The sequence below is a fragment of the Rhizobium deserti genome (genome assembly GCF_004358025.1).
Classification (GTDB): Bacteria; Pseudomonadota; Alphaproteobacteria; order Rhizobiales; family Rhizobiaceae; genus Neorhizobium; species Neorhizobium deserti.
The window spans coordinates 262,977-273,880 of the sequence record NZ_SMTL01000001.1 but is presented as its reverse complement, the minus strand read 5'-3'; the positions used below and the strand labels follow the sequence as shown (position 1 = coordinate 273,880).

Below are 10,904 nucleotides of genomic sequence, written 5' to 3'. Positions count from 1 at the left end.
AAGCAAAGTGATAGGTGAGAAAAATTCATGGACAAAGACCGCCTCGTTGATATCTACGGCGACTATATCGCTTGCCTCAACCGGCAGGAGTGGTCCAGGCTTGGGGAGTTCGTCAGCGACGACGCCGTTCACAACGGTCGGCAGTTAGGCATGTCCGGCTATCGTCAGATGCTGGAAAAGGACTTCGACGATATTCCGGATCTTTATTCGATGTCCGGATGGTGGTTTGCGATCCGCCCTTTATCGCCAGCCGCATATCGTTCGACTGCAGCCCGAGGGGCGAGTTTCTCAGCCTGCCGGTTAGCTCTCAGCTAGTGAAGTTTAGTCAGTTGACGTGAAGCTGTGCTTCGCTCACGGCCTGTTCGAAATGCTGCCGTGCTTCCTCGGGCGAGCGCCTGCCATCCAAGGCGGCGCGGCACACGCTGCGCGCTTTGACAAAATGCATGCCGCGCATATCCGGCCAACGATCGGTCAGAAGCACCAATGCCTCCGACGGGCTGTTGATCACTTCCATCCCGCGCGGGCCGAAGGCGACGCGCACTGGTTCCTGCCAATTTGGTTGTGGCATGTCTTCCTCCCTGAATACCAACCCTACCCAACGCCGAAGCCGCAGAACGGTTCCAGCGCCGCAAGAAAAGCACGCTCTTGGCGATAAGCCAATATGGAAAAAGCCGCCCAGCTTAAGGGGCGGCTTTCTCAACCTATAAGGTCAATGCTTAATCGATGACCTGCACGACAGTGTGGGTACGGGGATCGACGATAACGCGCTGCTGGTTGACAACCGCATAGGCGTAGGATGGCGATTCAGGCACCGGCGTCAGCACGACCTGCTGCGGAATCGGTTGGCCGACGACCACACGTTCCTGCACTACCACTGACTGCTGGACAGGCTGCTGTCGAACATAAGTGACGACCCGTTCCGGCGGTGGATCAATGGCAGTTCCGGCTGCGGCGCCAATGATGCCGCCCACGGCCGCACCAACCGGGCCTCCGACCACGGCTCCGGTGACTGCCCCGCCAACGGCACCGTTCACAGTGCTCTGCTGCGCAATGGCTCCGGTCGCCAGAAGCGCAACAGCGGTAGAGACGAAGATGAACTTTTTCATAGCCACTTCCTTTCGGTTTGAGTGGCCAGACAACGGAGAGGTCTAGTTTTCGTTCCAGCGAACTACAAATAGTTGAGATTGTAGATCTGCCTGCGTGTTCTGAGGCTTTTGGCAATATGGGTCAGCAGCCAAGGTCTGATTTTTAAAGGTGGAATATAGTGCTTGCTATTCTTGTTTCTATCAAAGATCAGATGAAGACCGGGAAACATCGATGAGGAGAGTAGCTTCGATTAAACGAGCATAGCTGCAACGGCATTCTCACCCATCCAGTGGTGGCCATGGGAAATATGGAGCCGGCGCCGTCTACCGGCAATCGACGCGTCATCAAGTTGGAGCGTATTTTCATAGGTCGCCACCTACCAAGTGGATTCAACCAGTCTTGGCGGCTTGCGGCACTCGCGAGACTGCATAGGTTGGAGCTTATTTGATTTACCAGCCACTCCGATGGCCGTCCCTTACCAAATGCCTGGCGTTAGTGCTGCTTCTTTTTGCGAAGCGCCCAGTATCCGACAGCCCCGCATAGCAGAACCAGAATAGCGGCCATGGCTACGAGGGGCAGGTTCATCGTTATCATTATTCGGCTCACGATCCTGAAACGGGAGATGGGTCGCCGGGCGTGAACTCGAAAAACCAGACCGCGGCAAGTACAAGGGCGATGACAAAGATCGTGCCGACGAACTTCAGCATGTTGGAGCTCGCTTTGCGATCCGTCTTATGAACTTCCGGTTCCTTCATCATGATCTGGAAACCGGGGATTTCAGAAGAAGTTCCGCCGCGTCTTGTAATGTGATCTGGCAAACCGCCCAAATGCCATCGGTCCCCAGGATCCTGCTGACATGCATTCCGACACGCTCCGGAACCTTAATGACGAACAACCGTTCATTCATCTCAGGTTCATGTTCGAGATGGAGTTGGAACATGTTTTTAAGTTCGTCGCATGCTGGCACTTCCTTCGAATTCGGTCGAGACCAAGGCACATCGTTTGGCAAACCTGCTATCGAGGCTGAACTGACCTACCTGTCCGGCCTGGACAGCAGCGACATCCAGGTTGAAGAGAGCGGACACTTCATCGTGCTTGAAGGCACGGTTCGTTCAAGCGCCGATCTTGCGCGCGTTACGCGTGTCGCCATGGAGATTGTCGGCAGGGACAAGGTGATCTGCCAACTGGCTGTTGTGCCAAGCACCAAGGCGCCTGGGCTTCTGCTGGCTTGAAATTACGGGCTTGTTTGATTTGGGTAGGTTCACCTTTCAGGTCATCCCTGCTCCGGGCTCGGAAGAGACCTTGGATATTGCTTAGCGCCTGAGACGGAGCTGATCCCATAGGACCTACCAGAAAATATCGGCGCATAGGCATCGCTCCAGGGGCAAGGTAGGGATCGCCGCAGTCCTTGTTCCGATGGAGCTCTGAGCGGCCTTCTGGCAAAGGGGCAAGCCGACCGTCAGCTTGGAATGCATACTCAACCACTCCGACTTCCAATAAGCTATCGCAGCCGGTTCACAAGTATCCGCATGCCTGCGGTCCTCAAGATGACGGGCACGCTGTCTCGCATGTCTTGACCGCCCGCTGTCGCCAACAGCGTCGGAAGCGGGATGGAAACTTTAGCTATGAGATCGTGTTCAGCGGGTGCGAACGACCCTTCACAACAGCCATTTCGGATGAATGGCTCCCCGGGCCGGATTCGAACCGGCGACCTGTCGATTAACAGTCGAATGCTCTACCGCTGAGCTACCAGGGAACAGACCGCTTGGGTCGCGGTGTGTGCGGCGGGTAATACAAACGCTTTGTCGGTTTGCCAAGCGCTTTTTGCAAAAAAAATGAACTTCCTTGTTTTATCCTCTTCTGTTTCCCATTTCGCCTGTCCAAGAAACCCGATCACTGGAGAGATTGAGCATTGGCGAAGCAGGAAAAGCAGAAATCCAAAAGGTTTGGCATTGATCCGGAAAGCGGACGGCTCGCGATTGCCGGCTGGCCGATGCCTATGCCTCGGTCCCGCGCCGGCCGCATCGGTGTCGGCTCGGCCTTGGTGCTTGGCGGGGTGTTTGGCTTTCTACCGATTCTGGGCTTCTGGATGGTGCCACTGGGCTTCGTGGTTCTGTCTCACGATCTCCCATTCGTCCGCCGTCAGCGCCGCCGCATCGGCTTGTGGTGGGCCCGCCGCCGGCGCAAGTCGTAAATCTCAAGTTGGCGCTAGCTGAAGAAGGAGGCGGCGCTTTGTCCGGCGCTGAACGCCAAGTAGGCGAGAGCTGCAAAATAGGCGATCGTGGCGAGGTTGAAGGCATAGCCGGCAGCAACGACCAGTCCATCCCGCTGGATCATTCCAGTGGAGAGCAGCAGGATCGCAATACCCGGCAATGTATTGGAAAAGGGGACGAAGCCGAGCGGGAACATCAACAGGACGCCCGCCAGAGCGATCGCCATCCCGTTCAATCTATTGGCGAATGCGCTTGATGTCAGACCAGTCATTCGCGGCTTGAGCAACCGATCAAGACGCGAAACGATCTGAACGCCACGCTCAAGCGCCGGAACAAGCTTGCCGGTATCCAACTGGCGATCAAGTATCTTTTTCGGCAGCCATGGCATTCGGTTGAGCATGATCGCCAGGCTGATCAGGATGATTGCCGCGCCGAACACGGTGCTGATCCCCGGAATAGACACGGGGATCAGGAAGGGCAGGGAGGCCACGGCGCAAATCAACAGCAGGCCCTGCTCGCCGACGCCATCCATTAGATCCCGCAAACTCACCGTCTGCTTTCCTCTGATGCCGTCGATGAGCTTCTTCAGCGTTTCGCTAAGCGAAGCGGCTGTGTCCTGAAATTGTGCACGTCCTTGCAAAGGTTCGCTCCATACCGCCAAACTGGGGGATGGATAGCAGCAACGGCCGCCTTAGCAAAGCCGCATCGCGACATGCTTCCTCTGCTTTTAGAGCCGCGCAGTCTACTGTCGCCGACGCCCCAAGCTTATTTGATCAGCCAGTGATCACAAGCGCCGCAAGCCAGCACAACCGCAAGAGTGGCGAGCACAGATGCGTCGACAACGCTGATAAACGTCAAATATTGCATGCTGGTCTCCTCCTACCGCATGTGTGTGACCTGGTGCTCCCACACCCGATGACGATGTTAATTTATCAAAGTTCCTGCAACTGCACCAGATAGGACCGTCCGACTCTGGCGCCTTATATCGCGAATCACTAAGCTACCTTCGGGGATTAAAGACGAGGGCATTATGGCTTTGAGACTGATAGAAGGTGGGCGCGTCGATGCGGCTTCCACCGCCGCGGATCATTACCTGCCAGGCAGGTTGAGTAACTGCATTCCGGACAAGTCGGACGTGAGGCGAGAGGCGGAGCGACGGCTGCAGGTGGTAGGCTATCCGAAATGGCACGACCGGCAGGCGGCGACCGGAATTTCCATGCCGCGCGAGATCAAGTATCTCGCCATGCAGATCGGCTATGTTGCAGAGGCGCTTTCGGCTCTGTCGACCATCCCGCTGGATTTTAGGTCGGATATTTATTGGCCAGCGTCCGAAGCGGCCGCCTGGGGACCTGCAATCAGAAGAGGGCCATGAACAAATGCCCGACATAAAGGATGCTTAGGAGCGACGCGACGGTCGCAAACGCCAGAACGGCGTCAGAAACGCTGAGCTTCATAGCGATTATCGCCGTCATGGCGATCCTTCTCATAAGGATAGTGACGGCAACATCGCCGTCGCCCCCGTTTTAAGAAGCAGGCCTTACCAAAAGGCTGATGTGATCGGTTAATTTTTCGTTTTGCAAACTAAGCGAGATCCAGGTCTGGATCTGGTCGTCTCACCTGGCCTAGACGCGATAGTTAGCCCGGTATCCTGGCTTCAATGCTAGCCAGTACAAACGTCTCGCAAACTCTCAAGATTGGCTGACGCTGCAGGAATGCTGCGCAGCACCTAAGCGCCTTGGACTAGCAAGTGCCGTCGCAGTCAGGCCAGCGTGACGTGAGATAGTCAAGTGCTTGCATTGGACTGGTCGCTCGACTTGGTCTGTGCTGAACGATCAGAAAGGAAAAGATATGTCCGAAGACAAGGTGGAGGCAGCCCTCGTGGAGGAGATCAAGCGTCAAGCCAACGAGCGACCGTCCGACCTTAAGCTCGAGCGGCGGGAAAGCCGCATCTTCATCGAAGGAGAGATTGACCTTGCGGCTCTGGCCATGGCTGTGGCCGTCTCGATCGCAGGCGGCCCATAACAAGCGGCGAAACTCTTGTGCCGAAGCTGTATTGGAGGTGTTACTGAAGGAGAGAATGGAGGCCTCGCCCGGAATCGAACCGGGGTGCAAGGATTTGCAGTCCTCTGCGTAACCACTCCGCCACGAGGCCGTCCGTACGCAATAAGAGCGAGTGGTGTCGGGGCGTTTAGAACGAATCGAATAAGCGTGCAAGCGGGTCCGGCTGGTTTGGCGCATTTTTCTGTTCAGCTGGCGAGGACTGCTCAACTTCAAAGGATGTGTTCCGGTCTCCGAAGCAAAATCCCGCGCTTATGGTTAATTTTTGCGTGTCCCCCCGAACCCTGAGGAACAGAAACACGGGCCCGACGCTTTAGCGTTCATACGGAGGGACACCATGATCAGCAAATTCATCATCGCATTGCGCAAGCGCGAAACCGGTCACGACGCCACCGGTACATTTGCAGATGGCGCTTTCCCGCTGACTATTCAGGATCAAGCGGCATTCCAGAGGGGCAGCAATCTGCGCAACTCCTATGGCCGGGACTATAATGCCGGCCGCAATATGGAAAAAGTGCCCGCTGTCTTCGCATAACCTGCCTGTCGATCTAGCCGGACTCTTGGTTTTTTGTGCCCAGGCGTTGCCAAGTCTTGAAAGCCTGCTGCGGGCGCAGTAACACGGCTCTACAAGAACGGCTTACCGGCCAGCGATTTGAGGCGTGAGATGATAGATTTCGAAGCAGCTCGTAGGAAGATGGTCGAGAACCAGATCCGAACCACGGATGTGACTGCACATTCCGTGCTGCAGGCCTTTCTAAGTGTCCCGCGCGAAATGTTTGTGCCGGAGAAAGCAAAGGTTCTGGCTTATACGGATGCCGCTATCGAACTGCCTTCCGGAAGGTTTGTCATGGAAGCGTCGCCGCTGGCAAAGCTCCTGCAACTCGCCGGCATAGGCAAGAGCGACAGCGTTTTGGAGATCGGTGCGGGGACGGGCTATGTTTCAGCGCTGCTGTCGGCCCTGGCAGGATCGGTCGTAGCATTGGAAGCCGACGAGGCACTGCAGGCACAGGCTGCCACCAATCTGTCCGCGCTCGGCTGCGAAAATGTCACTGTTGTGAAGGGGGAACTGGAGGCCGGCTGCGAGGCCCATGCTCCCTATGATCTGATTTTTTTCAACGGTTCCGTAGAGGAGGTGCCGAGCGCGCTCATCGACCAGTTGCGCGATGGCGGCCGGCTCGTGGTCGTCGTTGGCTACGGGAATGCCGCACAGGCACAACTGATCGTTTGTGAACAGGGCCTTGTTTCGCAGAGTTCCCACTTCAACACATCTGTGAAGCCGCTTCCCGGCTTTCGCAAGGCCAAGGAATTCGTGTTCTAGAGCCAGGACAGCGAGAGCAGAAAAAGGAGCCGGGCGGCTCCTTTTTTCTTTGCGGGTGTGACATCCGGGATTCACCTCTTCAACAAATCTGTGTATCGGTTAAACCATTGGAGCGCTTGTCATTGTGTCCCGGCTCCAGCTTCTTACACTGGCCTCGATTCGGGTTGCGCTTGTCGCGGCCGATCAGATGCCGGAAACAGCGGGGATGAAAATGGCTCAGTCCAGTGTAGCGCGTGAACCCTCCATGGAGGAAATCCTAGCCTCAATCCGGCGGATCATTGAAAGCAATGAACCAAACGGCGAGGCTTCGCTTTCGGCATCGCTGCCTCCGGTCTATGACGATGAGGAACTGGATGATGTCGAAGACGGGAGCTTTGTTCCCGACGTCGCGGCCAATGATCCGGGCCTTCCCTTGCGGACGGGGCAGCCCGTGAATTATTCGCTAGATCCTGTCTCGTCCGCCCCAGCCGGTGAGCGGGCGCTTTCGCTCGCAGATGTCGCTGCACGCGTCCGCGCCGCTTCCGCTCGTCAGCAGGAAATCCCGACCCTGCGTCCCACTGCCTTTTCCCCGTCTGCGGCTCCGTCTCCAGGCCAGCCGGAACTCGTGCCGCCACCGGTTGCAGCGCAGACCTTCACTCCGCATGTGGCTCCGACTCCGGCACCATCCATATTGCCGATGCCGGAACTGCGGCCGAGCCTTGCTCCGGTGACCTCCGCTGTCCCAATCCAGCCGCTCCAGCGCGAACATGCCGTGTTCGCTCCCACCGCCGACACGCGCCCTGCTATCGAGCCTGGACCGGAGCGGGTCCTTGCGGAGCCTCAGCCGGCACCCGCCGCGATTGCCGAGCCCGCCAGCCTGCCCGCCAAGATCGAAGAGGCCGCGACGCTTTTGTCAGCCGAGGCAGGCGCCCAGGTGGCGCAGTCATTCAATGAGCTCGCAGCCGTCTTCAACGGCCTGGAGCATCGGGCAGTTGAGGAAATGGCGCAGGAGATGTTGCGTCCCATGCTGCAGGAATGGCTGGATGACAATCTGCCGACGCTGGTCGAACGCCTGGTGCGCGAAGAGATCGAACGCGTCGCACGCGGTCCGCGCCGCTAATCGCTTTCAGTTATGCATCACAAAGCCGCTCCGGTAACCGGGCGGCTTTTTTATTGACTTGGAACACCCCATCCTATTTACACGCCCCATCCTCAGAGACGCAGAAACAGGCCAGGAAATGCTCGAAAAGACCTATGATTCCGCAGCCGTCGAACCGAAGATCGCGCAGGCCTGGGACGAGGCAGACGCATTCCGCGCAGGCGCAAACGCCAAGCCTGGCGCCAAAAGCTTTACCATCGTCATTCCCCCGCCGAACGTCACCGGTTCGCTGCATATGGGGCACGCGCTGAACAATACGCTGCAGGACATCATGATCCGCTTCGAGCGCATGCGCGGCAAGGACGTGCTGTGGCAGCCGGGCATGGACCATGCGGGGATCGCCACGCAGATGGTGGTCGAGCGCCAATTGATGGAGCGTCAGCTTCCCGGCCGCCGCGAGATGGGCCGTGAAGCCTTCATCGACAGAGTCTGGGAGTGGAAGGAAGAATCCGGCGGATTGATTTTCAATCAGCTGAAGCGTCTTGGCGCTTCCTGCGACTGGTCGCGCGAGCGGTTCACCATGGACGAGGGCCTGTCAAAGGCGGTGCTCGAGGTTTTCGTCACACTCTACAAGGAAGGCCTGATCTATCGCGGTAAGCGGTTGGTCAACTGGGATCCAAAGTTCGAGACGGCGATTTCGGATCTCGAGGTCGAGTCCAAGGACGTCGACGGCCACATGTGGCACTTCAAATATCCGCTGGCGGGCGGCGAGACCTATACCTATGTCGAGAAGGATGCCGACGGCAACGTCACCCTTCAGGAGGAGCGTAACTATATCTCGATCGCCACGACCCGGCCCGAGACCATGCTTGGCGACGGTGCCGTCGCCGTTCATCCGTCCGATGAACGCTATCAAGCGATCGTCGGTAAGCTTTGCGAAATTCCGGTCGGACCGAAGGAGCATCGCCGCCTGATCCCGATTATTGCCGACGAATATCCGGACAAGGATTTCGGTTCCGGCGCAGTCAAGATCACCGGGGCGCACGACTTCAACGACTACCAGGTTGCCAAGCGCAACAATATCCCGCTGTATCGCCTGATGGATACAACGGCCTCTATGCGGGAGGACGGCGAAGCCTATGCCGTCTGTGCCGCGAAAGCGCTGGAGATCGTTCGGTCCGGCGAGGTGCCGAGCGAATCGGACGTCGATGAGATCAACCTTGTCCCGGAGGAATATCGCGGCCTTGACCGTCTTGTTGCCCGCAAGAAGATCGTCGAGGCGATCAATGCAGAAGGTCTCAGCGTCACCGTCAAGGACGCGGAAGGCAACGACATTCCGTATGTCGAGAACAAGAAGATCACGCAGCCGTTCGGCGACCGTTCCGGCGTCGTCATCGAGCCGATGCTGACCGACCAGTGGTTCGCCGACGCCAAGACGTTGGCCGAGCCGGCGATCGCCTCGGTCCGCGAAGGCCGCACCAACTTCGTTCCGAAGAACTGGGACAAGACTTATTTCGATTGGATGGAAAACATCGAGCCGTGGTGCATTTCGCGCCAGCTCTGGTGGGGCCACCAGATCCCCGCCTGGTATGGCCCCGATGGCCAGTGCTTCGTCGAAAAGACTGAGGAAGAGGCGCTCGACGCCGCCGTTCAGCATTACCTCGCGCATGAAGGTCCGTGGAAGGCCTGGGTGCAGGAAAAGCTTGAAAACATGCGGCCGGGCGAGATCCTCACTCGTGACGAGGACGTCCTCGACACCTGGTTCTCGTCGGCGCTCTGGCCCTTTTCGACTCTCGGCTGGCCCGACAGCACCGCCGAGCTTGCGAGATATTATCCGACCAGCGTGCTGGTCACTGGATTCGACATCATCTTCTTCTGGGTCGCCCGGATGATGATGATGGGCCTGCACTTCATGAAGGATGAGGACGGCAATCCCGTCGAACCGTTCAAGACCGTCTATGTCCACGCGTTGGTGCGCGACAAGAACGGGCAGAAGATGTCGAAGTCGAAGGGCAACGTCATCGATCCGCTCGACCTGATCGACGAATACGGTGCCGATGCGCTGCGCTTCACGCTGGCGATCATGGCAGCGCAGGGACGCGACGTGAAGCTCGACCCGGCGCGTATCGCCGGCTACCGGAACTTCGGCACCAAGCTGTGGAACGCCACACGCTTTGCGGAAATGAACGGCGTCAAGCTGGACCCGCTATTTGCGCCGTCCACAGCCAAGCTTACGGTCAACCGCTGGATCCTCACGGAACTGTCGGCGACGATCCAAGACGTGACGGAAGCGATCGAGACGCAGCGCTTTAACGAAGCTGCCGCATCTCTTTACCGCTTCGTTTGGAATCAGGTCTGCGATTGGTATCTGGAACTGCTGAAGCCGATCTTTGCCGGTGATGAAGAGGCCGAGAAGGCGGAAGCCCAGGCCTGCGTCGCCTATGTCCTGAATGAAACCTATAAGCTCCTGCATCCCTTCATGCCGTTCATGACGGAAGAATTGTGGGCACATACGGGCATCCGAGGCAAACTTCTGTGCCATGCAGACTGGCCGGCACCCTCGTTCGCTGACGCTGAGGCTGCGGCCGAAATCAACTGGCTTGTGGATCTGGTGACCGGCTTGCGCTCGGCAAGGGCTGAAATGAACGTGCCGCCCTCGGCTGTTGCGCCACTGGTCATGGTTGGAGCGAATGAACTGAGCCAGCAGCGCATGGGCCGTCACGACGCAGCGATTCGAAGGCTCGCCCGGGTGGAGAACATTGAGCGCGCGGATGTGGCGCCGAAGGGTGCCGCCCAGATCATCATCGGCGAGGCGACCGCCTGCCTGCCGCTGGGCAATCTCATCGATCTGACGGCAGAAAAGGCCCGTATCGAGAAGGCTGTCGGCAAGACGGCCGCAGAGATGGATCGGATTGGCAAGAAGCTCGCCAATGAGCGGTTTGTCGCCAATGCCGACCCAGAGATTGTTGCGGCCGAACGCGAGCGGTTTGCCGAACTTGAGGTCCAGATGGCGAGCCTGAAGACGGCTATGCTGCGGGTCTCCGAAGCAGGCTGAATCCTTAGCGTTAAACGGAAAAAGCCGCGGGTCCAGCCGCGGCTTTTCTGTGTTGTCAGGAGGTTCCATTTGTGCACCTGCTCAAGGTGAGAAAGC

General features: G+C 57.9%; 13 protein-coding genes and 2 tRNA genes. 9 read left to right on the top strand and 6 right to left on the bottom strand.

Going from position 1 to position 10,904, the window contains the following annotated elements; all coding sequences use genetic code 11:
- Positions 1-27 precede the first annotated feature (27 nt).
- Complete coding sequence (locus E2F50_RS01460; protein WP_245515256.1) at positions 28-315, top strand: ester cyclase; 288 nt, start codon at positions 28-30, stop codon at positions 313-315.
- A gap of 10 nt (positions 316-325) precedes the next feature.
- Here E2F50_RS01460 and E2F50_RS01455 read toward each other — a convergent pair whose 3' ends face one another.
- From E2F50_RS01455 to E2F50_RS23125, 3 genes are all read right to left on the bottom strand, one after another.
- Complete coding sequence (locus tag E2F50_RS01455) at positions 326-568, bottom strand: DUF982 domain-containing protein (protein ID WP_133314287.1); 243 nt, start codon at positions 566-568, stop codon at positions 326-328.
- Between the two features lie 148 nt (positions 569-716).
- A complete protein-coding gene (locus E2F50_RS01450; protein ID WP_133314286.1) occupies positions 717-1,106 on the bottom strand; it encodes a DUF1236 domain-containing protein in 390 nt (129 codons plus the stop codon).
- Positions 1,107-1,688: 582 nt separating this feature from the next.
- On the bottom strand, positions 1,689-1,844 hold the full coding sequence (locus E2F50_RS23125; protein ID WP_202615394.1) for a hypothetical protein: 156 nt from the start codon (positions 1,842-1,844) through the stop codon (positions 1,689-1,691).
- A gap of 180 nt (positions 1,845-2,024) precedes the next feature.
- On the opposite strand from E2F50_RS23125, the gene E2F50_RS22875 reads away from it, so the two are divergent.
- Complete coding sequence (locus tag E2F50_RS22875; protein WP_161973944.1) at positions 2,025-2,318, top strand: BON domain-containing protein; 294 nt, start codon at positions 2,025-2,027, stop codon at positions 2,316-2,318.
- A 449-nt stretch (positions 2,319-2,767) separates the two neighbouring features.
- Here E2F50_RS22875 and E2F50_RS01440 read toward each other — a convergent pair.
- Positions 2,768-2,842 (bottom strand) — tRNA-Asn (locus E2F50_RS01440).
- Between the two features lie 237 nt (positions 2,843-3,079).
- Between E2F50_RS01440 and E2F50_RS01435 the strand changes: the two genes are divergently transcribed.
- Complete coding sequence (locus tag E2F50_RS01435) at positions 3,080-3,280, top strand: hypothetical protein (RefSeq protein ID WP_202615410.1); 201 nt, start codon at positions 3,080-3,082, stop codon at positions 3,278-3,280.
- A gap of 14 nt (positions 3,281-3,294) precedes the next feature.
- Here E2F50_RS01435 and E2F50_RS01430 read toward each other — a convergent pair whose 3' ends face one another.
- The gene (locus E2F50_RS01430) at positions 3,295-3,939 is read right to left on the bottom strand and encodes an exopolysaccharide biosynthesis protein (protein WP_133314283.1); all 645 of its coding nucleotides are present in this window, start codon (positions 3,937-3,939) and stop codon (positions 3,295-3,297) included.
- 390 nt (positions 3,940-4,329) lie between these two features.
- On the opposite strand from E2F50_RS01430, the gene E2F50_RS01425 reads away from it, so the two are divergent.
- Both E2F50_RS01425 and E2F50_RS23120 read left to right on the top strand, forming a co-directional pair.
- A complete protein-coding gene (locus tag E2F50_RS01425) occupies positions 4,330-4,671 on the top strand; it encodes a hypothetical protein (RefSeq protein WP_133314282.1) in 342 nt (113 codons plus the stop codon).
- A gap of 476 nt (positions 4,672-5,147) precedes the next feature.
- Entirely contained in the window at positions 5,148-5,321 is a 174-nt protein-coding gene (locus tag E2F50_RS23120; RefSeq protein ID WP_202615392.1) for a hypothetical protein, read from the top strand.
- Between the two features lie 56 nt (positions 5,322-5,377).
- Here E2F50_RS23120 and E2F50_RS01420 read toward each other — a convergent pair.
- Positions 5,378-5,451: transfer RNA gene (locus E2F50_RS01420), tRNA-Cys, on the bottom strand.
- Between the two features lie 243 nt (positions 5,452-5,694).
- On the opposite strand from E2F50_RS01420, the gene E2F50_RS01415 reads away from it, so the two are divergent.
- From E2F50_RS01415 to E2F50_RS01400, 4 genes are all read left to right on the top strand, one after another.
- Positions 5,695-5,892: a hypothetical protein gene (locus tag E2F50_RS01415; RefSeq protein WP_133314281.1), complete on the top strand. Its 198-nt coding sequence runs from the start codon at positions 5,695-5,697 to the stop codon at positions 5,890-5,892.
- 129 nt (positions 5,893-6,021) lie between these two features.
- The gene (locus E2F50_RS01410; protein WP_133314280.1) at positions 6,022-6,675 is read left to right on the top strand and encodes a protein-L-isoaspartate O-methyltransferase family protein; all 654 of its coding nucleotides are present in this window, start codon (positions 6,022-6,024) and stop codon (positions 6,673-6,675) included.
- 211 nt (positions 6,676-6,886) lie between these two features.
- Positions 6,887-7,774 (top strand): DUF2497 domain-containing protein, encoded by an 888-nt coding sequence (locus E2F50_RS01405; protein WP_133314279.1) that lies wholly within the window; start codon positions 6,887-6,889, stop codon positions 7,772-7,774.
- 118 nt (positions 7,775-7,892) lie between these two features.
- Positions 7,893-10,808, top strand: a complete 2,916-nt coding sequence (locus E2F50_RS01400) for a valine--tRNA ligase (protein ID WP_133314278.1) — start codon at positions 7,893-7,895, stop codon at positions 10,806-10,808.
- Positions 10,809-10,904 lie beyond the last annotated feature (96 nt).